Origin of the sequence: Streptococcus infantis (genome assembly GCF_047460405.1) — a bacterium.
Classification (GTDB): domain Bacteria; phylum Bacillota; class Bacilli; order Lactobacillales; family Streptococcaceae; genus Streptococcus; species Streptococcus infantis_Q.
On the sequence record NZ_JASHGH010000025.1, the window covers coordinates 1 to 25,607 of the forward strand.

Sequence of the window (25,607 nt, forward strand, 5' to 3'; positions counted from 1 at the left end):
CTCGTAAGACACCAACAGTAGATGTTGAACAAGATCCTAAGACAGGTGACGTTACAGTAACACCTAAGAAACCAGATGGTTCAACATTCCCACCAGGAACTAAGGTAGAAATCCCAGGTAAAGATGGTAAGCCAATCACAGTTACAATCGGTGAAGACGGTAAAGGTAAAGTACCAAACAGTGAATTACCAGACGGTAAAGTTCCAGGTACAGGTAAGATTACAGAACCAGGTCAACCAGCAGTTGAAGTTCCAGTAGAAACTCCAGCTAAGGTAACACCAGAAACACCAGTAACTGAAAAACCAGGTAAGATTGAAATCACTCAACAACCAAATGGAAATGCGATTGTAACGCCTAAGAAACCAGACGGTTCAACATACCCACCAGGAACTACGGTAGAAATTCCAGGTGAAAATGGCACACCAATCACAGTTACAATTGGCGACAATGGTTCAGGTGAAGTACCAAATGACAACCTTCCTAAGAAAGATGTCCCAGGTACAGGAACAGTAACAGAACCTAACAAGAAACCATCACAACCAGTAGATGTAACAACACCAGCTCGTAAGACACCAACACTAGATGTTGAACAAGATCCTAAGACAGGTGACGTTACAGTAACACCTAAGAAACCAGATGGTTCAACATTCCCACCAGGAACTAAGGTAGAAATCCCAGGTAAAGATGGTAACCCAATCACAGTCACAATCGGTGAAGACGGTAAAGGTAAAGTACCAAACAGTGAATTACCAGACGGTAAAGTACCAGGTACAGGTAAGATTACTGAACCAGGTCAACCAGCAGTTGAAGTTCCAGTAGAAACTCCAGCTAAGGTAACACCAGAAACACCAGTTGCACCAGTAACACCTGATACTAATGGAGCTAAGTCAAATGATTCTCAAAAAGTATTGCCAAATACTGGTACTGAATCAAATGCGACTCTTGCCTCTCTAGGCCTTCTTGGTATTCTAGGCGGTCTCGGACTTGCTTTGGGAAAGAAAAAAGAAGACTAAAAATTTAGTCAAATAAACATTCATTCTTTTGTGTTATAAAGACAAACTAGATTGGTTCTGGGAATCATGTTAGTCGTAAAATAAAAAGAATGTTTAGATAAAGAAAGCGAACAATGCTAGGATTTTGTTAAACGGAATTCTAAGTATTGTTCGCTTTTGTGGTATAATAAATACTATGCAGAAGAAACCGACATCAGCCTACGTGCATATACCATTTTGCACACAGATTTGTTATTATTGTGACTTTTCCAAGGTCTTTATTAAAAATCAGCCAGTAGACAGCTATCTAGAGCATCTACTGCAAGAATTTCATTCTTATGATATTCAAAAATTGCGTACACTCTATATTGGTGGTGGGACACCGACAGCCTTGTCTGCTTCTCAATTGGAAGTTTTGTTAGAAGGATTGACTAAAAATCTGGACTTATCAATGTTGGAAGAGTTGACCATTGAGGCTAATCCTGGTGATCTGGATGCTGATAAGATTGCTGTTCTGCAAAATTCTGCAGTTAATCGTGTTTCACTAGGTGTTCAGACCTTTGATGATAAAATGTTGAAAAAGATAGGGCGTAGTCATACGGAAAAGGATATTTATGAAAATATCGACCGCCTCAAACTGGCTGGTTTTGACAATATTTCCATTGACTTAATTTACGCACTTCCTGGTCAGACCATGGACCAGGTCAAGGACAATGTTGTCAAGGCAATTGCCCTTGATATTCCTCATATGAGTCTCTATAGCTTAATTTTAGAAAATCATACGGTCTTTATGAATCGTATGCGACGAGGGAAATTGCCACTTCCTAAGGAAGAATTAGAAGCAGAGATGTTTGAGTATATCATTGCAGAACTAGAAAGAGCTGGCTTTGAGCACTATGAGATTTCTAACTTTTCTAAGCCAGGATTTGAAAGTCGTCACAATCTTATGTACTGGGACAATGCTGAGTATTATGGAATCGGTGCTGGTGCGTCTGGCTATGTAGACGGTGTTCGCTATAAAAACCATGGGCCGATCCGCCATTATTTAAAGGCGGTAGAAGAGGGAAGTGCTCGTATCAATGAAGAACACTTGAGTCAACGGGAGCAAATGGAAGAAGAGATGTTTCTCGGCCTTCGCAAGAAGTCAGGAGTTTCCATGGCGCGATTTGAAGAAAAATTCGAACGATCTTTCCAGGAACTTTATGGAGATATTGTTAAAGACTTGATTCAACAAGGTCTTATGCAGGTTGAGGGTGATCGTGTTCGTATGACTAAGAGAGGTCTCTTCTTAGGTGATACAGTAGCAGAACGATTTATATTGGAGTAGAATTATGGGCTTAACTTATCAAATGAAGATGAAAATTCCTTTTGATATGGCTGACATGAATGGCCATATCAAGCTACCAGACCTTATCTTATTGTCCCTCCAGGTATCAGGAATGCAGTCAATTGAACTGGGAGTGAGTGACAAGGATGTTTTAGAACAGTATAATCTGGTCTGGATTATCACAGATTATGATATTGACGTGGTTCGTTTGCCTCGTTTTGCTGAGGAAATCACCATTGAAACAGAAGCTTTGACCTATAATCGTCTCTTTTGCTACCGCCGATTTACTATTTATGATGAAGATGGTCAAGAAATCATTCATATGGTAGCTACCTTTGTCCTTATGGATCGTGAGAGTCGAAAGGTTCATCCTGTAGTAGCAGAAATTATTGCCCCTTATCAATCTGAGTTTTCTAAGAAATGGGTCCGTGGGCCAAAATATAGAGAGCTGGAAGAAGCGATAAGCAAGGATTATCACGTTCGTTTCTATGACTTAGATATGAATGGTCACGTCAATAACAGCAAATACCTAGATTGGATTTTTGAGGTCATGGGAGCCGATTTCCTGACTAACCATATCCCTAAAAAAATTAACCTTAAATATGTTAAGGAAGTTCGACCAGGTGGAATGATTACTTCTAGTTATGAATTAAATGGATTAGAGAGTAATCATAAAGTCACAAGTGATGGTGACACCAATGCTAAGGCAAGGATAACTTGGCAAGAAATTAAAAAAGATTAGAAAGAAAGATATGACTTATAAAGGATATTTAATTGATTTAGACGGAACGATCTATAAGGGGAAAGATAGAATCCCTGCGGGAGAGGCTTTTGTTCACGAGTTACAAAAAAGAGAGCTTCCTTATCTTTTTGTAACAAACAACACCACTCGTACACCTGAAAGTGTTCAAGAGATGTTAGCCAATCAGTTTAACATTGACACACCTGTATCGACGATCTATACTGCAACTTTAGCTACAATTGATTACATGAATGATTTAGGTCTTGAAAAGACAGTTTATGTGATTGGAGAAGCAGGGCTCAAGGAAGCCATTCAAGAAGCAGGGTATGTAGAAGATAAAGAAAATCCAGCCTATGTGGTTGTAGGTTTGGACTGGCAAGTTGACTATGAAAAATTTGCTACGGCGACCCTAGCTATCCATAAAGGTGCTCATTTTATCGGCACCAATCCAGATTTAAATATTCCAACAGAACGTGGACTTTTACCTGGTGCTGGTTCACTGATTACTCTTCTTGAAGCAGCAACTCGTGTAAAACCAGTTTATATTGGAAAACCTAATGCGATTATTATGGACAAGGCTGTTGAACACCTAGGCCTTGAACGCCAAGAAATTGTCATGGTGGGAGATAATTATCTTACTGATATTCGAGCTGGTATTGACAATGGCATTCCTAGTCTTTTGGTAACGACAGGATTTACAAAACCTGAAGAAGTAGAGGATTTGCCAATTGAACCAACTCATGTCCTTTCAAGTCTAGCGGAGTGGAATTTCGATGAAAACTAAGTTTACTTTTGTAGGAAGTATTCTCTTTCTCCTCTCGCTTGCGATTTTATTGACCATTTACCTGGCTTGGTTGGTTTACCCTCTGGAGATTTCTTGGTTAAACTTGACAAATCGTGTTCATCTGCAACCTCAGACCATCCAGCATAATTTTAATGCTTTGATGGATTATTTGACCAATCCATTGAGTCAAGTATTGGAAATGCTGGATTTTCCTTCATCTGCATCTGGAATCCATCATTTTGCAGTTGTGAAGGGACTTTTCCATCTTGCTCAAGGAGTAGCAGTAGTAACTCTACCGATTTTCTATCTTTTTTGGAAGCAAGTTATTCAGAAAGGTTTTCTGCCACTTTATCGTAGAGCACTCTTAATCATACTTTCTCTACCTTTGGTTCTTGGTTTAGTTGGTGTCTTCATTGGATTTGAGCAGTTCTTTACTTTGTTTCATCAAATTCTTTTTGTAGGTGATGATACCTGGCTATTTGATCCGGCAAAGGATCCAGTCATTCTTATCCTACCAGAGGATTTTTTCCTCCATGCCTTTCTTCTATTTTTCTGCTTGTATGAATTGATTTTTGGATTTCTGTACCTACAGAGTAGAAAAACAAATAGATAAGTGAAGAAAAGTATTACTGATTTCAAATAAAATCTAGGAAAAAACTATCGTTTGTAACATGAATATTTCTACATTTAAGCAAAACATTCACATTTGATTCTAAAAAACCTATTTTTCTTGAAAAAGTAGGTTTTTTTACGGAAATAACTAGTCAAGCGCTTTATTTTTTTGTATAATAGGAATAGAAAAGTATGTAAAGAAGAGGAAAGCATGATTACACTATTTTTATCACCGAGTTGTACATCATGTCGTAAAGCAAAGGCCTGGCTCGAGAATCATAAAGTGCCCTTCCAAGAGCATAATATTATGACCAGCCCTTTAACGAGAAAAGAACTGCAACACATTCTTTCCTTGACCGAAAATGGTACTGATGACATCATCTCGACTCGTTCAAAGATTTTTCAAAAATTGAATATTGATGTAGAGAGTATCTCAGTATCGGAGTTACTTCATTTAATTGAGCAGTATCCGAGTCTTTTGCGTCGTCCGATTATTATTGACGCAAAGCGGATGCAAATCGGTTTTAATGAAGATGAGATTCGTGCTTTTCTCCCTCGTAGTTACCGTAAACAAGAACTGAAAGAAGCTACATTGAGAGCTGGTATTAATTAGATGAATAAACAGTATAGTTACCCACTAGATTTGTCGTGGAGCACTGAAGAACTTGCTTCAGTGCTTTCTTTTTTTAATGATGTTGAAGCTGCCTATGAGACTAAGGTAGAGGCAAAAAAACTACTAGATTCCTATAAGGGATTCAAAGCGGTTGTTCCAAGCAAGAGTGAAGAAAAACGCTTGGGCCGTGAATTTGAAACTGCGAGTGGTTACTCCTTCTATCGAGCTGTCCAATTGGCCAAAGAACAAGGGGAAGGGAAGATTTCGCTTGGAAAATAAATTTATGTTTGCCAAAGAGATTGTCAAGGAAGCAGGAGACTATATTCTAGCTCATATGCAGGAAGAATTGCATATTGAGAGAAAATCATCCCCTACAGACTTGGTGACTCGTTTGGATAAGGAAGTTCAGAATTTTTTGATTGATAAGATTCGTTCGCATTTTCCGGATGACCAATTTTGTGCAGAAGAGGGATGTTTACGTGCTTCAGTTGGACATGGATCTGTTTGGGTCATTGATCCCATTGATGGTACCAACAACTTTGTCGCACAAGGTGATGATTTTGCCATTATGGTAGCATATTTTGAAAACGGTGTGGGCCAGTTTGGGATCATTTATGATGTCATGAAAGGTCATTGTTATCATGGAGGAGGTACTTTTCAGGCCTGTCTCAATGAAGAACCCTTGCCTAATTTTAAGGATAAGCCCTTGCGAGATTTTCTAATTGCGAGTAATGCTGGCATGTTGGAAACAAACGCCTGGGGTGTGGCAGAATTGGCTAATGCTTCACTTGGTGTACGTATCTATGGAAGTGCTGCTATCAGCTTTTCAAAAATATTATCTGGTCAGCTATTGACCTATATCACCTATCTCCAACCTTGGGACTATGCTGCAGCTAGTATCATTGGAAAAAGTTTAGGTTATCAGATTGTAACCTTAACTGGAGAGCCGGTGGATTTTCAGACACGACAACCAATCATGATGGTTCCAACAGACAAGTTGGCAGAAATCCAATCCTATATCTATGAAAGGAAATAAACTTACATGCAATTTCCAGAAGGATTTGTAAAAAAATATGAAGCAATATTGGGAGATGAGGCAAGAGCTTTTCTTGCCTCTTTTGATGATGAGGCAGTTTCCGCATTTCGCATCAATCCCTTAAAAGAAAGCCAGGTTTCTTTTTCAGATGCTATTCCACATACACCTTGGGGCTATTATGGCAAGGTTTCTGGGAAATCTCCTGAACATGTAACAGGTTTAGTTTATTCACAAGAGCCTGCTGCACAAATGGTTGCACAAGTAGCTCAACCAAAACCAGGCATGAAGGTCTTGGATTTGGCAGCGGCTCCCGGTGGGAAATCAACTCAACTGGCAGCCTATCTTGCAGGTGACGGTCTACTTGTTTCCAATGAAATTTCTAGCAAGCGAGCTAAGATTTTGGTTGAAAATATGGAGCGTTTTGGTGCAACAAATGTTGTTGTAACCAATGAATCTGCCGATCGTTTGGCTAAAGTATTTAAGGGATATTTTGACCTAATTGTCCTAGATGCACCATGCTCTGGAGAAGGGATGTTCCGAAAACAGCCAGATGCCATGGATTATTGGAGTGTAGAATATCCAAGCCAATGTGCTGACTTGCAGCGTGAAATTCTAGAGGATGCGGTCACCATGTTGGCTGATGGTGGTTGTTTGGTTTATTCGACTTGTACATGGGCTCCAGAAGAAAACGAAGAAATTGTCAAATGGTTATTGGATAGTTATGATTTTGAATTGATTCCAGTTACACATATCAATGGAATGGTTCCTGGGATTGACTTGCCTGAAACAGCTCGTATGTATCCTCACCATTTTAAGGGAGAAGGTCAGTTCGTGGCCCATCTTCAGTTTAAAGGACAAAACAAGTCAGGGAAGTTCAAGCCTTCTAAGACTAATCTCAGTCGCGAACAGTTGAGTTTATGGCAAGATTTTGAAAAAAAACATCTAAAGATAAATTTGCCAGGTATTTTACAGACTTTTGGAGACCAACTGTACCTCTTACCAGAATTCCTACCAGATTTGGGTAAACTTAGGATTGCACGAAACGGACTTCATCTTGGAACCTTTAAGAAGAAACGTTTTGAACCAAGTTTTGCACTTGGCTTAGCCTTGAAACCAAGTAAAGTCAATCAAAGAATTGAAATTCATGAAGAGGACTTTGTCAAATACGTAGCTGGTGAAACAGTTCAGCTGTCTGAAACTTTGCCAAATGACTGGTATCAAGTTTTGGTTGGTGGGAATGGTTTAGGCTTTGCAAAAGTGACCGGAAATATCTTGAAGAATTATTTCCCTAAGGGCTTGAGGTTTAAGGTAAAAAACTAGTCAAAATCAGTATTCTATGTTATAGTGGAAGTATGGATTTTTGCATAGATCATTAGAAAAATAGGGCAAAATTCCAAGCTATTCACCATTATTTTCAAGGAGACAAATAGTGAAAAAATTTAAAAAACTCACACACTCTCTTGCAGCTCTATTGCTTGCTGGTTCACTAGCAGGGTGTGCAAGTTGGATTGATCGTGGGGAGTCTATGACGGCTGTTGGGTCAACTGCTCTCCAACCATTAGTCGAGGCGGCTGCAGATGAATTTGCATCAGCTCATATCGGTAAAACGGTCAATGTACAAGGTGGAGGTTCTGGTACAGGCCTTTCACAGGTTCAGTCAGGAGCAGTAGACGTGGGCAACTCCGATGTATTTGCGGAGGAAAAAGACGGTATTGATGCTTCAGCCCTAGTCGACCATAAGGTAGCTGTCGCAGGTTTGGCTGTTATTATCAATAAAGAAGTAGATGTTGATAATCTAACGACCGATCAGCTCCGACAAATCTTTACAGGGGAAATTACCAACTGGAAAGAAGTTGGTGGTAAGGATTTGGCGATTTCTATTATCAACCGTGCGGCAAGTTCAGGTTCTCGTGCCACTTTTGACAGTGTGATCATGAATGGGCAATCAGCAATGCAAAGTCAGGAACAAGATTCCAACGGAATGGTTAAATCAATTGTTTCTCAAACCCCTGGTGCTATTTCCTACTTAGCTTTTGCCTATGTTGATGACTCAGTTGGGACTATCAAACTCAATGGTTATGAACCAATTTCAGAGAATGTAACCACGAATAATTGGCCTTTGTGGTCTTATGAACATATGTATACACTAGGTGAACCAAATGAATTGGTTGCCGAATTCTTAAACTTTGTTCTTTCAGATGAAGCTCAAAATGGAATCGTTAAAGGAATGGGTTATATTTCAGTTAAGGAAATGAAGGTTGAAAAAGATGCTTCAGGGACTGTGACTGCGCTAGAAGGGAGCAAATAATGAATCAAGAAGAATTATCTAAAAAATTGCTCTCCCCGTCAAAGAACTCTCGACTTGAGAAATTTGGGAAAGGATTGACTTTTTCCTGCCTATCTTTGATTGTTATTATTGTTGCTATGATTTTGATTTTTGTAGCTCAAAAAGGGTTATCAACTTTCTTTATCAATGGTGTGAATATTTTTGATTTCCTTTTTGGAGGAACTTGGAATCCATCAGGTAAACAATTTGGTGCCCTTCCAATGATTTTAGGCTCTTTTATTGTAACGATTTTGTCAGCTATTATTGCTACCCCTTTTGCTATTGGTGCGGCAGTCTTTATGACAGAGGTATCACCAAAAGGGGCAAAGATTTTGCAACCTGCTATTGAACTCCTAGTTGGGATTCCTTCAGTAGTTTATGGATTTATCGGATTGCAGGTCGTCGTACCATTTGTACGTAGTGTCTTTGGTGGGACAGGTTTTGGTATTTTATCAGGGATTTTCGTTCTCTTTGTCATGATTTTACCGACCGTGACTTTCATGACTACAGATAGCTTACGTGCAGTTCCTCGTCACTACCGTGAAGCTAGTTTAGCCATGGGAGCAACTCGCTGGCAAACCATCTGGCGTGTGACCTTGAAGGCGGCCCGCTCAGGGATTTTTACGGCAGTGGTCTTCGGGATGGCGCGTGCTTTTGGTGAAGCTCTTGCTATTCAGATGGTCGTTGGTAACTCAGCAGTTATCCCAACTTCATTGACGACACCAGCTGCGACTTTGACTTCTGTATTGACCATGGGAATCGGAAATACCGTTATGGGAACTGTTGATAATAACGTTCTTTGGTCACTGGCCTTAGTATTGCTCTTGATGAGTTTGGCCTTTAACAGTGTCATTAAATTGATTACGAAAGAGAGAGGAAAGAAAAACTATGCACGCTAAGAAATTAGATAAACTTGCTACAGCTGTCCTCTACACCATCGCAGGAATCATTGTGACCATTCTTGCTTCCTTGATTCTTTATATCTTGGTTCGAGGCTTGCCTCATGTTTCTTGGTCCTTCTTGACAGGAAAGTCATCCTCTTATCAAGCAGGTGGTGGTATTGGAATTCAGCTTTATAATTCCTTTTTCCTTTTAGTGATTACCTTATTTATCTCTGTGCCCCTATCAATGGGAGCTGGAATTTTCCTAGCAGAGTATGCTAAAAAAGGTCGTGTGACTAATTTTGTTCGTACCTGTATTGAAATCTTGTCATCTCTACCATCAGTCGTTGTGGGACTCTTTGGTTACCTCATCTTTGTAGTCCAGTTTGAGTATGGATTTTCCATTATTTCTGGTGCCTTGGCTTTAACAGTCTTTAATCTTCCACAGATGACTCGTAACGTTGAAGACAGTTTGAGACACGTTCACCATACGCAACGTGAAGCTGGTTTGGCACTTGGGCTTTCTCGTTGGGAAACAGTTCTTCATGTCGTTATCCCAGAAGCCCTACCTGGTATTGTAACAGGTATCGTACTTGCATCAGGTCGTATCTTTGGAGAAGCTGCAGCCCTTATTTATACAGCAGGTCAATCTGCACCAGCTCTTGATTGGTCTAACTGGAATGTTCTCAGTGTAACCAGTCCAATCTCAATCTTCCGTCAAGCAGAAACCTTGGCTGTCCATATCTGGAAAGTCAACAGTGAAGGAACCATTCCTGATGGAACTCTAGTTTCAGCGGGTTCTGCAGCAGTGCTCCTCATCTTTATCTTGATCTTTAACTTTGGAGCACGTAAACTCGGAAGCTATCTACATAAGAAATTAACTGCAGCCTAAAGGAGAAGCCATGTCAAAATATAATTGGGATGAAAAGCATATCATTACCTTTCCAGAAGAAAAAGTGGCCCTCTCTACTAAGGATTTACATGTTTACTACGGTAAAAACGAATCCATTAAGGGCGTCGATATGCAATTCGAAAAAAATAAAATCACGGCCTTGATTGGTCCGTCTGGATCAGGGAAATCAACCTACCTACGCAGTCTCAACCGTATGAATGATACCATTGATATTGCAAAGGTTACAGGAGAAATTCTCTATCAGGGAATCGACGTTAACCGTCCTGAAATCAATGTTTATGAAATGCGTAAACACATCGGAATGGTTTTCCAACGTCCAAACCCATTTGCTAAATCAATCTACCGCAACATCACCTTTGCACATGAACGTGCAGGAGTTAAGGACAAGAAGGTCCTTGATGAAATTGTAGAAACCTCACTTCGCCAGGCTGCCCTCTGGGATCAGGTCAAAGATGACCTTCACAAGTCAGCCTTAACGCTTTCAGGAGGTCAGCAGCAACGTCTCTGTATCGCTCGTGCTATTTCTGTAAAACCAGACATCCTCTTAATGGATGAGCCAGCATCAGCCTTGGATCCGATTGCGACAGCTCAACTTGAAGAAACTATGTTTGAGTTGAAGAAGGACTTTACCATCATTATCGTGACACACAGTATGCAACAAGCTGCGCGTGCTAGTGACTACACTGGATTTTTCTACTTGGGTGACTTGATCGAGTATGATAAAACTGCTAATATTTTCCAAAATGCTAAGCTACAGTCAACAAATGACTATGTAACTGGACACTTTGGTTAGAGAGGAAATAGTATGATAGAACCGATTTTACAGGTTTCAGACCTGTCAGTCTATTACAATAAAAAAAAGGCCTTGAATAGTGTTTCCTTATCGTTCCAACCCAAGGAAATTACAGCCCTTATCGGTCCGTCTGGATCTGGGAAATCAACCCTGCTCAAGGCTATTAACCGAATGGGTGACCTTAATCCTGAAGTGACCACTACTGGTTCAGTGGTTTATAATGGTCACAATATTTATAGCCCTCGTACTGATACCGTTGAGTTACGTAAGGAAATCGGAATGGTTTTCCAACAACCCAATCCATTCCCAATGTCTATCTACGAAAATGTTGTTTATGGTCTCCGCATTAATGGGGAAAAAGATAAGAACGTTTTGGATGAAGCAGTAGAGAAAGCTTTACAGCGTGCTTCAATCTGGGATGAGGTCAAGGATCGCTTGCATGATTCAGCAATTGGTCTATCAGGTGGACAACAACAACGTGTCTGTGTAGCCCGTGTATTGGCGACTAGTCCAAAGATTATCCTCTTGGATGAGCCGACCTCAGCCTTAGACCCTATCTCGGCTGGAAAAATCGAAGAAACCCTATATAGTCTCAAGGACAAGTACACCATGCTATTGGTTACTCGTTCTATGCAGCAAGCATCTCGAATCTCTGATAAAACAGGCTTTTTCCTCAATGGAGATTTGATTGAATTTAACGATACCAAGGAAATGTTCCTCTATCCACAACATAAGGAAACAGAAGATTACATTTCAGGTAAATTTGGATAAGGAGAAAAAGATGTTACGATCTCAATTTGAAGAAGATTTAGAGAAATTGCATAACCAATTCTACGCCATGGGACAAGAAGTTCTTTCCCAAATCAATCGTACTGTACGTGCTTTTGTCACCCATGACCGTGACTTGGCTAAAGAAGTCATCGAGCAAGACGCAGAAGTCAATGAATACGAATTGAAACTTGAAAAGAAATCATTTGAAATCATTGCCCTTCAACAACCAGTATCACAAGACTTACGTACAGTTCTAACAGTTCTAAAGGCTGTTTCAGACTTGGAACGTATGGGAGACCATGCTGTATCCATTGCTGAGGCAACCATTCGTATGAAGGGTGAACAACGTATCCCTGCAGTTGAAGAAGAAATTAAAAAAATGGGTCGTGAAGTAAAAAACTTTGTTGAGGCAGCTTTAGAACTTTATTTGAATGGTTCTGTGGATCAAGCCTATGAAGTTGCAACTATGGATGAAAATATCAACCATTACTTTGATAACATTCGAGACCTAGCTACAGAAGAAATCAAGAAACATCCTGAAGCCATTATCACAGGTCGTGATTATTTCCAAGTTATTTCCTACTTGGAACGCATCGGTGACTATGCAAAAAATATCTGTGAATGGGTTGTTTACTTTGAAACAGGTAAGATTGTTGAATTGTAAGATTGATTAATTATGCAAAAAAAGGAGCTTATTAGTAAGTAAAAGCTCCTTTTTTGAAAGAAAAATCAAAAATATTTCATAAAAATTTAGAATATGCTTGACAAACAAAGTTTATAGAGTTATAATTATACAAAATTAACAGAGAGGTTGTTTATTTATGAATAAGAAGTGGTTTTTAGTAATCTTTAGTTTTTTGGCAAGTTTCTTTTTAGTAGCCTGTCAGTCATCTGACTCAAGCTCGCAGTCAGCAGTGGAGGCCATCAAGCAAAAAGGAAAATTAGTTGTCGCAACTAGTCCTGACTATGCGCCATTTGAGTTTCAAGCCCTTGTAGATGGTAAGAACCAAGTCGTAGGTGCTGATATTGACATGGCGCAAGCAATCGCTGATGAACTTGGAGTGAAATTGGAAGTTTCAAGCATGAGTTTTGATAATGTCTTGACTAGTCTTCAAACAGGAAAAGCAGACCTAGCAATTGCGGGAATCAGTGCAACTGAAGAAAGACAAGAAGTCTTTGATTTCTCAATTCCTTACTATGAAAATAAAATTAGCTTCCTTATCAGAAAATCAGATCTTGAAAAATACAAGGATTTGGACTCTCTAGCAAGTGCTAATATTGCAGCTCAGAAAGGAACTGTTCCTGAATCTATGGTTAAAGAGCAACTTCCAAAGGCACAGTTGACTTCTTTGACAAACATGGGAGAAGCAGTCAACGAGCTTCAATCTAGTAAAGTAGATGCCGTTCATATGGATGAGCCAGTAGCATTAAGCTATGCTGCTAAGAACTCAGATTTGGCAGTGGCTACAGTAAACTTGACTATGACAGAAGGTGAAGCTAATGCTGTAGCTATCAAAAAAGGTAACTCAGATTTGAAGGAAGTAGTTGATAAGGTCATCCAAAAACTGAAAGATGACGGAACTTACCAAACTTATCTTGAAAAAGCTGCTAAGCTAACAGAAGTAGAACAATAAAAAATAACAGAGTTGGATTTCAGTCCAGCTCTGTTTTTAAATAGCTTAGTGTTTCTTCAATATTTTCTAAAGGAACTTTTGCAAAGTGATAAGGGCAGTTCGCTAGATAGGAAGATTCAAAGAAGTCGAGTCCTAGAGGACTGTGTTTAAGACTAGCGATGCTAGGATAGTTCCTGAGATCAAGTAAAAGCCCATCATGAAGTGGATAGCTCGGTAGAGAAATGGGATAGCTTTGTAAGAGCTGTTGGATGTGATCCTGACTTTTTTCTTGCAGTGCTAATCGTGCTAGTCTGTTTTTCTCAAAGAGTTGACTATCAATATAGAGTGATAGAGCCTTTTGCATGATAAGGTTGTTGTCATAGTCGAGAATGTTTTTATAGGTTACAAAAGCTTCCTTGATCGCATTAGGAAGAAGTAGGGCAGTAATCCGAAGGGCAGGAAATAGACTCGTAGAAAAGGACTTGATATAGATGACCAAATCATGTTGGTCCAGATAATGAAAGGTTTGTCCCATTTTAGGATCCAAGTCACCCAGGTAGTCATCCTCAACGATATAAATCTGATATTTTGCAGCTAAGTCAAGGATAGCAAGTTTTTCCTCTTCAGAATAAGAATGGCCCAGAGGATAGTGGAAACGGGGAATGGTATAGAAAAACTTAATCTTTCCGCTTTTAAACTGTTCCTCAAGTTCTTTCAGGTCAATGCCGTCCACTCGACGTTCAATGGTTTGAAAAGGAAGATTTTGAGCTAGTAGCAGCTGGTTCATCCGATGATAGGTCGGTTGTTCGACCAGTATTTCCTGTGCTTGACCTGGAAAATCGATCTGAGAAAGAATAAACAGTGCTTGTTGGGTTCCAGACGTCATAACCAACTGATCTGCCTTACTATAAATCGCTTGATCAAAGAGCAATGTCTGAACAGACTCTCGTAATTCTTCTAAGCCCTCTTGGTGTTCATAGTAGTTGTAGAGATAATTTTCTCGTCCAATCAAGCTTTCGTTGACACAAAGACGAAAATCATCATAGGCTGCTGCATGCTCATCGTTGACTGAGATAATTAGATCTTCATGACTGGTTTGTTGCTCCAATACATAATAACCACTTTGAGGTTTGGAGTAGATATATTTCTGGTATCGGAGTTCTAAGAGTGCGCGCTGTATGGTGTCTTTGCTACAGTGAAAATCTTGACTGAGTTTTCGGATAGATGGTAGGCGACTTCCAGTGGGAAATCTACCTGATTCTATCTCATTTTTTAGATAGTGAACGACTTGTTCATACTTGCTTTCTTGCTTCATCCCAGACCTCTCATGATTTTGTTACATTGTACCTTTTTTTTAGAAGTTTGGCAATGTTATACTCTTTGAAAATCTCTTCAAACTGCGTCAACGTCGCCTTGCTGTATATATGTTACTGACTACGTCAGTTCTATCCACAACCTCAAAACAGTGTTTTGAGCTGACTACGTCAGTTCCATCTACAACCTCAAAACAGTTTTTTGAGCAGACTTCGTCAGTTCTATCCACAACCTCAAAACAGTTTTTTGAGCAGACTTCGTCAGTTCTATCCACAACCTCAAAACAGTTTTTTGAGCTGCCTTCGTCAGTTGCATCTACAACCTCAAAGCAGTGCTTTGAGCTGACTACGTCAGTTCTATCTACAACCTCAAAGCAGTGCTTTGAGCAACCTGCGGCTAGTTTCCTAGTTTGCTCTTTGATTTTCATTGAGTATTAAAAGGTAGTCTAGCATTCAATTCTAATCAGAAATGTGATATACTTAGTAAGTAAAATTTTCAAAGAAGAGTGAGATGATGAAGGTGCAAGAACCAGTTAAATTATTCCAATATAATACTTTGGGAGCCTTGATGGCTGGACTTTACGGTGGAACCATGACCGTTGGTGAATTGCTTGAACATGGAGATTTAGGACTAGGAACTCTAGATTCCATTGACGGGGAATTGATTGTCTTAGATGGAAAGGCTTATCAAGCTAAGGGGTCAGGTGATAAACCTGAAATTGTGGAAGTTTCACCAGATGCCTTGATCCCCTATGCAGCAGTTGTACCCCACCAGGCAGAGGTTATTTTCCGTCAGCGTTTTGAAATGACTGATCAGGAACTTGAAAAACGTATTGAGTCCTATTATGATGGAGAAAATCTATTTCGTTCGATTAAGATTCATGGTGATTTTAAGCATATGCATGTTCGTATGATACCAAAATCAACAACTGAAACGAAGTTTGCTGAGGTTGCGACGCATCAGCCTGAATATAGCTGTGACAATGTCTCAGGAACTATCGTTGGTTTTTGGACACCTGAAATTTTCCATGGAGTTAGTGTTGCTGGTTATCATTTGCACTTCATTTCAGACGATCTAACCTTTGGTGGCCACGTTATGGACTTCGTTATCAAGGAAGGGATTGTAGAGGTGGGAGCTGTTGACCAGTTGGATCAACGTTTTCCTGTTCAGGACCGTCAGTATCTATTTGCTAAGTTTAATGTTGACGAGATGAAAAAAGATATCGAACAGGCAGAATAAAAGGAGTCAAATATGAAAATTCATGTAATAATAACGATGCTGGCTTTATTTGCCTTTCTCATTGCAGCAGTTTGGTATGCAAGAAAGCAATATAAGATTAATTTTGCAGTTTTGGGTCTTGGGGCAGTTGCGTTTTTTGCCTCTTCTCAAGTCTTGGAGAAAATCGTTCATCTCTTGGTTCTTCATCCACAAAAGGATGGGACAGTTCCACTCATGACGGAAAATCCCCTTCTATATGTGATTTACGGGATCTGTATGGCTGCTTTGTTTGAAGAAACAGCTCGACTAATCTTTTTCAAATGGTTGAACAAAAAAAGAGAGATGGAAGATTCAGATGCCCTCGCCTATGGTCTTGGTCATGGTGGGCTAGAAATGATTTATATCGGAATTGCTGGTTTACTCAATCTCTTTATCCTATTTTCAGCAGTTGAATCGCAAAATCCAGCTATCATGCAACTCTTACCTGAGAGTACACTTGCCACCATTCATAATCTAGCAGCATGGCAGATTTACCTTTTGGGACTTGAGCGAATCCTAGCCTTGCTTCTTCAAGTCGGTTTGACCTTCTGGGTTTATCAAGCAGTTCGCCAAAAGAAATGGATTTACCTAGTAGCGGCTTATGGTTTGCACGCCCTATTTGATTTGGCTCCGAGCCTATCTCAAGTTGGTTGGTTGTCAAATCCCCTTCTCGTAGAAGGATTGTTAGCAGTGGAAGTTATTATTTTTATTTACTTTACAAAAACGATCTTTTATAAAAAGCAATAATACAATAAAGAGGTTCATCCTCTTTTTAGTTTGAGCTTTTGAAAAAGCTAACCAAATCATCGAAAAATAGAGCTAAAAATGGTATAATGGAATGAATTTTATAAAAGGATTAGAAAAATGACCGTATTAGATAAACTAAAAGAAACCTTAGAAGGAATCGATATTCGATTCGATGAACCGCTAAAAACTTATACCTATACTAAAGTTGGAGGGAAGGCAGATTATTTAGTATTTCCTCGTAATCGCTACGAGATGGCTCGTGTGGTAAAATTTGCCAATCAGGAAAACATTCCTTGGATGGTTCTTGGAAATGCAAGTAACATTATCGTTCGTGAGGGTGGAGTCCGTGGCTTTGTAATCATGTGTGACAAGCTTAATAACGTTTCTGTTGATGGCTATACCATTGAGGCAGAAGCTGGAGCTAACTTGATTGAAACCACTCGTATTGCCCTCCGTCATAGCTTGACTGGTTTTGAGTTTGCTTGTGGAATTCCAGGAAGCGTCGGTGGTGCAGTCTTTATGAATGCTGGCGCCTATGGTGGTGAGATTGCTCATGTTCTACAGTCTTGTCAAATCTTGACTAAGGAAGGTGAAATCGAAACATTGTCTGCTAAAGACTTGGCTTTTGGTTATCGTCATTCAGCCATTCAAGCATCAGGAGCAGTTGTCCTATCTGCTAAGTTTGCCTTAGCTCCAGGTAATCACCAAGTTATCAAACAAGAAATGGATCGATTGACCCACCTTCGTGAACTCAAACAACCTTTAGAGTATCCTTCTTGTGGTTCAGTCTTTAAACGTCCAGTGGGTCATTTTGCAGGTCAATTGATTGCAGAAGCTGGTTTGAAGGGATATCGTATTGGTGGCGTAGAAGTTTCAGAAAAGCATGCAGGCTTTATGGTCAATATTGCTGATGGAACTGCTAGAGATTATGAAGACTTGATTGAGTCTGTCATTGAAAAGGTTAAAGAACACTCAGGTGTTACTCTCGAGCGAGAAGTTCGAATCCTAGGAGAGCATGAATAAAATAAAAATAGCCTAGCTGCTGCTAACTAGACATGTAAAGGGGGTGAAAGCCTATCGGTAGCGAAGATATATGCAGGTGGTCTAACTCCCTGCAAGAGGTAGTAGCGGCCTGACAGAGCCCTGATCTGTTAATCTATGAAAAAGAAGGAATTTATGCCAATTGAAAAAACCAATTATCGAATTCAGAAACGTTTCTAAAGTTTTTGAAGATAGCAACACCAAGGTTCTCAAAGATATTAATTTTGAGTTGGAAGAAGGGAAATTTTATACACTGCTAGGTGCATCTGGTTCAGGAAAATCAACCATCCTAAATATCATTGCAGGTTTGTTGGATGCAACAACTGGTGATATCATGCTAGACGGTGTCCGTATCAATGACATCCCGACCAATAAACGTGATGTTCATACGGTCTTCCAGTCTTACGCCTTGTTCCCACATATGAATGTGTTTGAAAATGTTGCTTTTCCATTGCGATTGCGTAAGGTCGATAAAAAAGAAATCGAAAAACGTGTATTAGAAGTTCTCAAGATGGTTCAGCTAGAAGGTTTCGAAAAACGTTCGATTCGTAAGCTTTCTGGAGGACAACGTCAGCGTGTAGCTATTGCGCGTGCGATTATCAATCAGCCTCGTGTGGTACTCTTGGATGAACCTTTGTCAGCCTTGGACTTGAAGTTGCGAACAGATATGCAGTACGAACTGCGTGAACTGCAACAGCGATTGGGCATTACCTTTGTCTTTGTTACCCATGATCAAGAAGAAGCCTTGGCCATGAGTGACTGGATTTTTGTCATGAATGACGGTGAAATCGTTCAGTCTGGGACACCCGTTGACATCTACGATGAGCCAATCAACCACTTTGTTGCAACCTTTATCGGTGAATCAAACATCTTGCCAGGAACCATGATTGAGGACTACTTGGTCGAATTTAACGGCAAACGCTTTGAAGCGGTCGACGGTGGTATGAAACCAAATGAACCGGTTGAAGTCGTCATTCGTCCAGAAGACTTGCGCATTACCCTTCCAGAAGAAGGAAAACTTCAAGTTAAGGTCGATACGCAGCTCTTCCGTGGGGTTCACTATGAGATTATCGCCTATGATGAACTTGGCAACGAATGGATGATTCACTCGACTCGTAAGGCTATCGTTGGTGAGGAAATCGGTCTGGACTTTGAGCCAGAAGACATCCACATCATGCGTCTTAATGAAACAGAAGAAGAGTTCGATGCACGTATCGAGGAATACGTAGAAATCGAAGAGCAAGAAGCAGGTTTGATCAACGCTATCGAGGAGGAAAGAGATGAAGAAAACAACCTCTAAACTCTTTGTAGTGCCCTACATGCTTTGGATTGCACTCTTTGTTTTGGCACCCTTGGTCTTAATTTTTGGACAATCCTTTTTCAATATCGAAGGCCAGTTCAGTTTAGAAAACTATAAATCTTATTTTGCGTCACAAAACTTGACCTATCTTAAAATGAGTTTCAACTCTGTTCTTTATGCAGGGCTTGTGACTCTAGTGACACTCTTGATTAGCTACCCAACTGCCCTCTTTTTGACTCGTCTCAAACACCGTCAACTCTGGCTCATGCTAATTATCCTGCCGACTTGGATTAACCTTCTCCTTAAGGCTTATGCCTTTATCGGGATTTTTGGCCAAAATGGCTCTATTAACCAATTCCTAGAATTTATCGGAATTGGTTCGCAGCAGTTGCTCTTTACGGATTTCTCCTTTATCTTTGTCGCAAGCTACATCGAGCTTCCATTTATGATTTTGCCTATCTTCAACGTTTTGGATGATATGGATAATAATCTCATTAATGCTAGCTATGATCTAGGTGCGACCAAGTGGGAAACCTTCCGTCATGTCATCTTCCCTCTGTCTATGAATGGGGTGCGAAGCGGCGTTCAATCTGTCTTTATCCCAAGTTTGAGTCTCTTCATGCTGACTCGTTTGATTGGTGGGAATCGAGTGATTACTTTGGGGACTGCTATCGAGCAAAACTTCCTGACCAATGACAACTACGGTATGGGTTCAACTATCGGTGTTGTTCTTATCCTGACCATGTTTATCACTATGTGGGTGACTAAGGAAAGGAGAGAACGATGAAAAAAATTGCCAATCTCTACCTAGCCTTTGTCTTTATTGTCCTTTATTTGCCAATCTTTTACTTGATCGGCTATGCCTTTAATGCAGGCGATGATATGAATAGCTTTACAGGCTTTAGCTGGACTCACTTTGAAACCATGTTTGGTGATGGGAGACTCATGCTGATTTTGGTTCAGACCTTTTTCTTAGCCTTCCTATCAGCCTTGATTGCGACTGTTATTGGGACTTTCGGTGCTATCTATATCTACCAATCACGCAAAAAATACCAAGAAGCCTTTTTATCGCTCAATAATATTTTGATGGTTGCGCCAGATGTTATGATTGGTGCCAGCTTCTTGATTCTCTTTACACAACTCAAGTTTTCTCTTGGCTTTCTGACTGTTCTGTCTAGTCACGTGGCCTTCTCCATTCCTATCGTAGTGCTTATGGTCTTGCCTCGATTAAAAGAGATGAATGGAGATATGATTCATGCGGCCTATGACCTTGGAGCTAGCCAGTTCCAAATGTTTAAGGAAATCATGCTCCCATACTTAACGCCGTCTATCATCGCAGGTTACTTTATGGCTTTCACCTATTCCTTAGATGACTTTGCCGTGACCTTCTTTGTAACGGGAAATGGTTTTTCAACCTTGTCAGTTGAGATCTACTCTAGAGCTCGTAAGGGAATTTCTCTAGAAATTAATGCTCTTTCAGCCTTGGTCTTTCTCTTTAGTATTATCCTAGTTGTCGGATATTACTTCATTTCACGTGAGAAGGAGGAGCAAGCATGAAACGACTCTATTCATTTTTAGCAGGAATTCTAGCGATTATCCTTGTTTTGTGGGGAATTTCTTATCATCTTGACAGTAAAATCAATAGTCGTGATAGCCAAAAATTGGTCATCTACAACTGGGGAGATTATATCGATCCTCAACTTCTAGAGAAATTTACAGAAGAAACCGGGATTCAAGTCCAGTACGAAACCTTTGACTCCAACGAAGCCATGTACACGAAAATCAAGCAGGGTGGAACAACCTATGATATTGCTATCCCGAGTGAGTACATGATTAATAAGATGAAGGATGAGGACCTCCTGGTTCCACTGGATTATAGTAAGATTGAGGGCATTGAGAATATCGGTTCTGAATTTCTCAACCAGTCCTTTGATCCCAACAATCAGTACTCTATCCCATACTTCTGGGGGACCCTGGGAATCGTCTACAATGAGACTATGGTGGAAGAAGCGCCTGAACACTGGGACGACCTTTGGAAGCCAGAGTATAAGAACTCCATTATGCTTTTTGATGGAGCGCGTGAGGTACTTGGACTAGGTCTTAACTCTCTAGGTTACAGTCTTAACTCCAAAGATCCTGAACAATTAGAAGAGACAGTAGACAAACTCTACAAGCTAACACCGAATATCAAGGCTATTGTGGCGGATGAGATGAAGGGTTATATGATTCAGAATAATGCTGCCATCGGTGTGACCTTCTCAGGTGAAGCTAGTCAGATGCTGGAGAAAAATGAAAATCTTCGCTATGTCGTACCGACAGAGGCAAGTAATCTCTGGTTTGACAATATGGTCATTCCTAAGACTGTCAAGAACCAGGATGCAGCCTATGCCTTCATCAATTTTATGTTAAAACCTGACAATGCTCTCAAGAATGCGGAGTATGTCGGCTATTCAACACCAAACAATGCTGCTAAGGAAATGCTTCCAGAGGAGACAAAAGAAGACAAGTCCTTCTATCCAGATGCAGACACTATGAAACACCTAGAGGTCTATGAGAAATTTGACCATAAATGGACAGGTATCTACAGCGATCTCTTCCTACAATTTAAGATGTATCGGAAGTAGGAGTATTTGAAAGAAAACGAATCAGTAACAACTGGTTCGTTTTTTGAATAGTTCTATAGCTGTGTATTTTTACTATCCTATTTGCTTATTTTATAGCCTAGTAGTATACTAAGTTTATAATAATAGAAAGCGGCAACAAATCATGAAAATGTCTACTTTTTTCAAAAAAAGTTATTGGCCAACCTTTTTGATTGTTAACGAAACAATTATACTATTCCATTTAAAGGATGGCTTGGATCGACAATACCTAACAACTGATTCCATACATTTGGTGATAGGTTACTTTATATTTGCAAATATTTTCGTATTTATGTATAGCAATTCGAAAACTTGGAATAAAAGTTGGGATAAAAAGAAAAATGGCAGTAAGAAAAAATATATCCTGAAAAATTAACCAGAGATATAGGGAGTTGGTTATTTAAATGAGGATTATTTCCAGTTGACGCAGACTTAAAAAAACGATATAATAAGAAAGTTGAGAATTGATTTTCTCTCCATCTTAGTTCAGAGAATTGGCGGTGCTGCGAGCCATCTAAGATAGAAAGTCATGCTACTCAATCCAACAATTGCATAAGAACGAAAGAATGACAAGTTCATTGAATGAAGGTGGTACCGCGGTTTTTCGCCCTTCGTGATATGGATTTGTCTTTTATTTTTGGAGGTGCTTATGAGAAGATTTCTTGTCAAACAAAAATTTCGCCTAGGTGGTGAACGCTTTGATATCAAGGATGAGTTGGGCAATGTTGCCTATCAGGTTGAAGGTTCTTTTTTTAAGATTCCTAAAACCTTTACCATCTATGATGTTGCTGGTGAACAGGTCAGTGAGATTAGTAAGGAAGTCTTAACTTTCCTACCTCGTTTTGAGATTCAACTCAGTAATGGAGATCATTTTTATATCCGAAAGAAGTTGACTTTCTTCAGAGATAAGTATGAGTTTGATAATCTCGGTCTTCGTATCGAAGGAAATGTCTGGGATTTGAATTTTAAATTGCTGGATGATCGTGACCAAGTGATTGCTGAGATTGCCAAGGAACTTTTCCATTTAACCTCTACCTATACCGTAACCGTCTATGACGAATCTTATGCAGACCTAGTCATTTCCCTCTGTGTCGCTATTGACTATGTGGAAATGCTAGAAAGCCAATCAAATTAGTAAAAAGGAGATACATATGAAACAATTATCCAGTGCACAAGTCCGCCAAATGTGGCTTGATTTCTGGGCTACAAAAGGCCACTCAGTAGAACCATCCGTTAGCTTGGTTCCAGTAAACGACCCAACACTTTTGTGGATCAACTCAGGGGTTGCCACTCTTAAAAAATACTTTGATGGAACCATCATTCCTGAAAACCCACGTATTACCAATGCTCAAAAGGCAATCCGTACCAACGATATCGAAAACGTAGGGAAGACTGCCCGTCACCATACTATGTTTGAAATGTTGGGAAACTTCTCAATCGGGGATTACTTCCGTGACGAAGCAATTACATGGGCATATGAGCTTTTGACAAGTCCTGAGTGGTTTGACTTCCCTAAAGACAAACTTTACATGACTTATTATCCAGATGACAAGGATTCATACAACCGCTGGATTGAAGTGGGAGTAGATCCAAGTCATTTGATCCCAATCGAAGACAACTTCTGGGAAATCGGTGCGGGACCTTCTGGACCTGATACAGAAATCTTCTTCGACCGTGGAGAAGCCTTTGACCCAGAAAATATCGGTCTTCGTCTTCTTGCAGAAGATATCGAAAACGACCGTTATATCGAAATCTGGAATATCGTATTGTCACAATTTAACGCAGACCCTGCTGTTCCTCGTAGCGAGTACAAAGAATTGCCACACAAAAACATTGATACGGGCGCTGGTTTAGAGCGTTTGGTAGCAGTGATCCAAGGTGCTAAGACAAACTTTGAAACTGACCTCTTCATGCCAATCATCCGTGAAGTTGAGAAATTATCTGGTAAGGTTTACGACCAAGATGGCGATAACATGAGCTTCAAGGTCATTGCCGACCATATCCGTTCTCTTTCATTCGCGATTGGAGATGGTGCCCTTCCTGGAAATGAAGGTCGTGGTTATGTCCTTCGTCGTCTCCTACGTCGTGCCTCTATGCATGGTCAAAAATTGGGTATCAATGAGCCTTTCCTTTACAAACTCGTTCCAACTGTTGGAAAAATCATGGAAAGCTACTACCCAGAAGTGCTTGAAAAACGTGACTTTATCGAAAAAATCGTTAAGAGCGAAGAAGAGTCATTTGCTCGTACTCTTCACTCAGGTCAACACTTTGCCCAAGGCATCGTAGCAGACTTGAAAGAAAAAGGACAATCTGTTATTGCTGGTCAAGATGTATTTAAACTCTATGATACATACGGATTCCCAGTAGAATTGACAGAAGAAATTGCTGAAGAAGCAGGAATGACTGTAGACCGTGAAGGTTTCGAAGCAGCCATGAAGGAACAACAAGAACGTGCGCGTGCATCTGCTGTCAAAGGTGGATCTATGGGTATGCAAAACGAAACCCTTCAAAACATCACTGTAGAAAGTGTCTTCAACTACAATGCTAGTCAATTGTCTTCTAAGTTGGTGGCTATCGTAGCTGATAATGCTGAAGTAGAAGGTGTAGCTGAAGGAACTGCGTCACTTATCTTTGCAGAAACTCCATTCTACGCTGAAATGGGTGGACAAGTTGCGGACCATGGTCAAATCTTGGATGCTGCAGGAAATGTCGTAGCTACAGTAACAGACGTTCAAAAAGCACCAAACGGACAAGCATTGCACACCGTTGAAGTTCTTGCTCCTCTTGCATTGAACCAAGAATACACTTTGGCTATCGATAGCAATCGTCGTCATCGTGTCATGAAGAACCACACAGCCACTCACTTGCTCCATGCGGCTCTTCACAATATTCTTGGCCATCATGCAACTCAAGCAGGTTCACTTAATGAAGTAGAATTCCTTCGCTTTGACTTCACTCACTTCCAAGCTGTCACTCCTGAAGAATTGCGTGCTATTGAGCAACAAGTCAATGAGAAGATTTGGGAAGCCATCGCAGTGGAAACAGTTGAGACTGATATTGACACAGCTAAAGAAATGGGAGCTATGGCCCTCTTTGGTGAGAAATACGGTAAGGAAGTCCGTGTTGTAACCATTGGTGACTACTCAGTGGAACTCTGTGGTGGTACCCACGTTGGCAACACTTCTGAAATCGGTCTCTTCAAGATTGTCAAAGAAGAAGGTATCGGATCAGGAACTCGTCGTATCTTGGCAGTGACTGGTAAAGAGGCCTTTGAAGCTTATCGTGACCAAGAAGATGCACTGAAAGCAGTCGCAGCAACCTTGAAAGCTCCTCAACTCAAGGAAGTTCCTCACAAGGTTGAAGGACTTCAAGAACAACTCCGTCAATTGCAAAAAGAAAATGCAGAATTGAAGGAAAAAGCAGCAGCAGCGGCGGCAGGTGATGTCTTCAAGAATGTTCAAGAAGCAAACGGTCACCGTTACATTGCCAGCCAAGTATCTGTATCAGATGCAGGTGCCCTTCGTACCTTTGCGGATAACTGGAAACAAAAAGATTACTCTGATGTCCTTGTTCTTGTCGCAGCTATTGGTAACAAGGTCAACCTTCTTGTAGCGAGCAAGACAAAAGATGTGCACGCAGGCAACTTGGTTAAAGAATTGGCTCCAATCGTCGATGGACGTGGTGGTGGTAAACCAGATATGGCCATGGCAGGAGGAAGCAACCAGGCGAAAATCCAAGACTTGTTGGATGCCGTAGCAAGCAAATTGTAAGAAAATAGGCTCTATAATATTTGTAGTGGGTAAATCCCCTATAGATATTATGGAGCCTATTTTGTTGTAGAAAAAAAGTCCCATATGACCTATAATGAAAAGCGACAAAACAACTCATTAGAAAGATTCATAT

The 25,607-nt window shown here is 40.3% G+C and carries 27 protein-coding genes; 26 read left to right on the forward strand and 1 reads right to left on the reverse strand.

Annotated features, from left to right (window positions below):
• The 16 genes from QM928_RS09370 to QM928_RS09445 form a co-directional block, all read left to right on the forward strand.
• On the forward strand, positions 1 to 1,013 hold a 1,013-nt coding region (locus tag QM928_RS09370; protein WP_414321998.1), incomplete at its 5' end, for an LPXTG cell wall anchor domain-containing protein.
• A 175-nt stretch (positions 1,014 to 1,188) separates the two neighbouring features.
• Positions 1,189 to 2,319 (forward strand): radical SAM family heme chaperone HemW, encoded by a 1,131-nt coding sequence (gene hemW, locus QM928_RS09375; protein WP_414295132.1) that lies wholly within the window; start codon positions 1,189 to 1,191, stop codon positions 2,317 to 2,319.
• 4 nt (positions 2,320 to 2,323) lie between these two features.
• Positions 2,324 to 3,061 (forward strand): acyl-[acyl-carrier-protein] thioesterase, encoded by a 738-nt coding sequence (locus QM928_RS09380; protein ID WP_311523607.1) that lies wholly within the window; start codon positions 2,324 to 2,326, stop codon positions 3,059 to 3,061.
• A gap of 10 nt (positions 3,062 to 3,071) precedes the next feature.
• Positions 3,072 to 3,845: a TIGR01457 family HAD-type hydrolase gene (locus QM928_RS09385; protein ID WP_075231720.1), complete on the forward strand. Its 774-nt coding sequence runs from the start codon at positions 3,072 to 3,074 to the stop codon at positions 3,843 to 3,845.
• Entirely contained in the window at positions 3,835 to 4,458 is a 624-nt protein-coding gene (locus QM928_RS09390) for a TIGR01906 family membrane protein (protein WP_414295131.1), read from the forward strand. The genes QM928_RS09385 and QM928_RS09390 overlap by 11 nt, the downstream gene beginning before the upstream one ends.
• 210 nt (positions 4,459 to 4,668) lie before the next feature.
• Entirely contained in the window at positions 4,669 to 5,070 is a 402-nt protein-coding gene (locus tag QM928_RS09395) for a Spx/MgsR family RNA polymerase-binding regulatory protein (RefSeq protein ID WP_045763368.1), read from the forward strand.
• Positions 5,071 to 5,349, forward strand: coding sequence for a UPF0223 family protein (locus tag QM928_RS09400; RefSeq protein ID WP_045763367.1), 279 nt, complete (start codon positions 5,071 to 5,073; stop codon positions 5,347 to 5,349). It begins immediately after the preceding gene.
• Positions 5,339 to 6,106, forward strand: coding sequence for an inositol monophosphatase family protein (locus QM928_RS09405; RefSeq protein ID WP_414295130.1), 768 nt, complete (start codon positions 5,339 to 5,341; stop codon positions 6,104 to 6,106). The genes QM928_RS09400 and QM928_RS09405 overlap by 11 nt, the downstream gene beginning before the upstream one ends.
• A gap of 6 nt (positions 6,107 to 6,112) precedes the next feature.
• Positions 6,113 to 7,426 carry an RsmF rRNA methyltransferase first C-terminal domain-containing protein gene (locus QM928_RS09410; protein WP_414295129.1) on the forward strand — a complete coding sequence of 438 codons (1,314 nt, stop codon included), beginning with the start codon at positions 6,113 to 6,115 and terminating at the stop codon, positions 7,424 to 7,426.
• A 109-nt stretch (positions 7,427 to 7,535) separates the two neighbouring features.
• Positions 7,536 to 8,414 carry a phosphate ABC transporter substrate-binding protein PstS gene (locus QM928_RS09415; protein ID WP_414295128.1) on the forward strand — a complete coding sequence of 293 codons (879 nt, stop codon included), beginning with the start codon at positions 7,536 to 7,538 and terminating at the stop codon, positions 8,412 to 8,414.
• Complete coding sequence (pstC, locus tag QM928_RS09420) at positions 8,414 to 9,331, forward strand: phosphate ABC transporter permease subunit PstC (protein WP_414295127.1); 918 nt, start codon at positions 8,414 to 8,416, stop codon at positions 9,329 to 9,331. The genes QM928_RS09415 and pstC overlap by 1 nt, the downstream gene beginning before the upstream one ends.
• Positions 9,321 to 10,205: a phosphate ABC transporter permease PstA gene (gene pstA, locus QM928_RS09425; protein ID WP_414295126.1), complete on the forward strand. Its 885-nt coding sequence runs from the start codon at positions 9,321 to 9,323 to the stop codon at positions 10,203 to 10,205. The genes pstC and pstA overlap by 11 nt, the downstream gene beginning before the upstream one ends.
• 10 nt (positions 10,206 to 10,215) lie before the next feature.
• Entirely contained in the window at positions 10,216 to 11,019 is an 804-nt protein-coding gene (gene pstB / locus QM928_RS09430) for a phosphate ABC transporter ATP-binding protein PstB (RefSeq protein ID WP_414295125.1), read from the forward strand.
• Between the two features lie 12 nt (positions 11,020 to 11,031).
• Complete coding sequence (pstB, locus tag QM928_RS09435; RefSeq protein WP_414295124.1) at positions 11,032 to 11,790, forward strand: phosphate ABC transporter ATP-binding protein PstB; 759 nt, start codon at positions 11,032 to 11,034, stop codon at positions 11,788 to 11,790.
• A 10-nt stretch (positions 11,791 to 11,800) separates the two neighbouring features.
• On the forward strand, positions 11,801 to 12,454 hold the full coding sequence (phoU, locus tag QM928_RS09440; RefSeq protein ID WP_414295123.1) for a phosphate signaling complex protein PhoU: 654 nt from the start codon (positions 11,801 to 11,803) through the stop codon (positions 12,452 to 12,454).
• 157 nt (positions 12,455 to 12,611) lie between these two features.
• Positions 12,612 to 13,424 (forward strand): ABC transporter substrate-binding protein, encoded by an 813-nt coding sequence (locus tag QM928_RS09445; protein ID WP_414295122.1) that lies wholly within the window; start codon positions 12,612 to 12,614, stop codon positions 13,422 to 13,424.
• A 19-nt stretch (positions 13,425 to 13,443) separates the two neighbouring features.
• Here QM928_RS09445 and QM928_RS09450 read toward each other — a convergent pair whose 3' ends face one another.
• On the reverse strand, positions 13,444 to 14,718 hold the full coding sequence (locus tag QM928_RS09450; protein ID WP_414295121.1) for a PLP-dependent aminotransferase family protein: 1,275 nt from the start codon (positions 14,716 to 14,718) through the stop codon (positions 13,444 to 13,446).
• 509 nt (positions 14,719 to 15,227) lie between these two features.
• Between QM928_RS09450 and budA the strand changes: the two genes are divergently transcribed.
• From budA to alaS, 10 genes are all read left to right on the forward strand, one after another.
• A complete protein-coding gene (budA, locus tag QM928_RS09455) occupies positions 15,228 to 15,956 on the forward strand; it encodes an acetolactate decarboxylase (protein ID WP_371560310.1) in 729 nt (242 codons plus the stop codon).
• Between the two features lie 12 nt (positions 15,957 to 15,968).
• Positions 15,969 to 16,721 (forward strand): YhfC family intramembrane metalloprotease, encoded by a 753-nt coding sequence (locus tag QM928_RS09460; protein ID WP_414295120.1) that lies wholly within the window; start codon positions 15,969 to 15,971, stop codon positions 16,719 to 16,721.
• A 117-nt stretch (positions 16,722 to 16,838) separates the two neighbouring features.
• Positions 16,839 to 17,744, forward strand: a complete 906-nt coding sequence (murB, locus tag QM928_RS09465; protein ID WP_045763349.1) for a UDP-N-acetylmuramate dehydrogenase — start codon at positions 16,839 to 16,841, stop codon at positions 17,742 to 17,744.
• Between the two features lie 160 nt (positions 17,745 to 17,904).
• Positions 17,905 to 19,062: an ABC transporter ATP-binding protein gene (locus QM928_RS09470; RefSeq protein ID WP_075230684.1), complete on the forward strand. Its 1,158-nt coding sequence runs from the start codon at positions 17,905 to 17,907 to the stop codon at positions 19,060 to 19,062.
• A complete protein-coding gene (locus QM928_RS09475; RefSeq protein ID WP_060955562.1) occupies positions 19,043 to 19,849 on the forward strand; it encodes an ABC transporter permease in 807 nt (268 codons plus the stop codon). The genes QM928_RS09470 and QM928_RS09475 overlap by 20 nt, the downstream gene beginning before the upstream one ends.
• Positions 19,846 to 20,619, forward strand: a complete 774-nt coding sequence (locus QM928_RS09480) for an ABC transporter permease (RefSeq protein ID WP_371560328.1) — start codon at positions 19,846 to 19,848, stop codon at positions 20,617 to 20,619. The genes QM928_RS09475 and QM928_RS09480 overlap by 4 nt, the downstream gene beginning before the upstream one ends.
• Positions 20,616 to 21,686, forward strand: coding sequence for an ABC transporter substrate-binding protein (locus tag QM928_RS09485; protein ID WP_414295119.1), 1,071 nt, complete (start codon positions 20,616 to 20,618; stop codon positions 21,684 to 21,686). The genes QM928_RS09480 and QM928_RS09485 overlap by 4 nt, the downstream gene beginning before the upstream one ends.
• Positions 21,687 to 21,828: 142 nt before the next feature.
• Complete coding sequence (locus tag QM928_RS09490; protein ID WP_371607640.1) at positions 21,829 to 22,080, forward strand: hypothetical protein; 252 nt, start codon at positions 21,829 to 21,831, stop codon at positions 22,078 to 22,080.
• A 273-nt stretch (positions 22,081 to 22,353) separates the two neighbouring features.
• Complete coding sequence (locus tag QM928_RS09495) at positions 22,354 to 22,839, forward strand: LURP-one-related/scramblase family protein (RefSeq protein WP_060955565.1); 486 nt, start codon at positions 22,354 to 22,356, stop codon at positions 22,837 to 22,839.
• Between the two features lie 16 nt (positions 22,840 to 22,855).
• Complete coding sequence (gene alaS / locus QM928_RS09500) at positions 22,856 to 25,474, forward strand: alanine--tRNA ligase (protein WP_414295118.1); 2,619 nt, start codon at positions 22,856 to 22,858, stop codon at positions 25,472 to 25,474.
• The last annotated feature ends 133 nt before the right edge of the window (positions 25,475 to 25,607 follow it).

Bases quoted from the DNA above. Each gene is read 5' to 3' on its own strand.
- hemW (WP_414295132.1), top strand. From the start codon at position 1,189: ATGCAGAAGAAACCGACATCAGCCTACGTGCATATACCATTTTGCACA.
- QM928_RS09380 (WP_311523607.1), top strand. From the start codon at position 2,324: ATGGGCTTAACTTATCAAATGAAGATGAAAATTCCTTTTGATATGGCT.
- QM928_RS09385 (WP_075231720.1), top strand. From the start codon at position 3,072: ATGACTTATAAAGGATATTTAATTGATTTAGACGGAACGATCTATAAG.
- QM928_RS09390 (WP_414295131.1), top strand. From the start codon at position 3,835: ATGAAAACTAAGTTTACTTTTGTAGGAAGTATTCTCTTTCTCCTCTCG.
- QM928_RS09395 (WP_045763368.1), top strand. From the start codon at position 4,669: ATGATTACACTATTTTTATCACCGAGTTGTACATCATGTCGTAAAGCA.
- QM928_RS09400 (WP_045763367.1), top strand. From the start codon at position 5,071: ATGAATAAACAGTATAGTTACCCACTAGATTTGTCGTGGAGCACTGAA.
- QM928_RS09410 (WP_414295129.1), top strand. From the start codon at position 6,113: ATGCAATTTCCAGAAGGATTTGTAAAAAAATATGAAGCAATATTGGGA.
- pstC (WP_414295127.1), top strand. From the start codon at position 8,414: ATGAATCAAGAAGAATTATCTAAAAAATTGCTCTCCCCGTCAAAGAAC.
- pstA (WP_414295126.1), top strand. From the start codon at position 9,321: ATGCACGCTAAGAAATTAGATAAACTTGCTACAGCTGTCCTCTACACC.
- pstB (WP_414295125.1), top strand. From the start codon at position 10,216: ATGTCAAAATATAATTGGGATGAAAAGCATATCATTACCTTTCCAGAA.
- pstB (WP_414295124.1), top strand. From the start codon at position 11,032: ATGATAGAACCGATTTTACAGGTTTCAGACCTGTCAGTCTATTACAAT.
- phoU (WP_414295123.1), top strand. From the start codon at position 11,801: ATGTTACGATCTCAATTTGAAGAAGATTTAGAGAAATTGCATAACCAA.
- QM928_RS09445 (WP_414295122.1), top strand. From the start codon at position 12,612: ATGAATAAGAAGTGGTTTTTAGTAATCTTTAGTTTTTTGGCAAGTTTC.
- QM928_RS09450 (WP_414295121.1), bottom strand. From the start codon at position 14,718: ATGAAGCAAGAAAGCAAGTATGAACAAGTCGTTCACTATCTAAAAAAT.
- budA (WP_371560310.1), top strand. From the start codon at position 15,228: ATGATGAAGGTGCAAGAACCAGTTAAATTATTCCAATATAATACTTTG.
- QM928_RS09460 (WP_414295120.1), top strand. From the start codon at position 15,969: ATGAAAATTCATGTAATAATAACGATGCTGGCTTTATTTGCCTTTCTC.
- murB (WP_045763349.1), top strand. From the start codon at position 16,839: ATGACCGTATTAGATAAACTAAAAGAAACCTTAGAAGGAATCGATATT.
- QM928_RS09475 (WP_060955562.1), top strand. From the start codon at position 19,043: ATGAAGAAAACAACCTCTAAACTCTTTGTAGTGCCCTACATGCTTTGG.
- QM928_RS09480 (WP_371560328.1), top strand. From the start codon at position 19,846: ATGAAAAAAATTGCCAATCTCTACCTAGCCTTTGTCTTTATTGTCCTT.
- QM928_RS09485 (WP_414295119.1), top strand. From the start codon at position 20,616: ATGAAACGACTCTATTCATTTTTAGCAGGAATTCTAGCGATTATCCTT.
- QM928_RS09490 (WP_371607640.1), top strand. From the start codon at position 21,829: ATGAAAATGTCTACTTTTTTCAAAAAAAGTTATTGGCCAACCTTTTTG.
- QM928_RS09495 (WP_060955565.1), top strand. From the start codon at position 22,354: ATGAGAAGATTTCTTGTCAAACAAAAATTTCGCCTAGGTGGTGAACGC.
- alaS (WP_414295118.1), top strand. From the start codon at position 22,856: ATGAAACAATTATCCAGTGCACAAGTCCGCCAAATGTGGCTTGATTTC.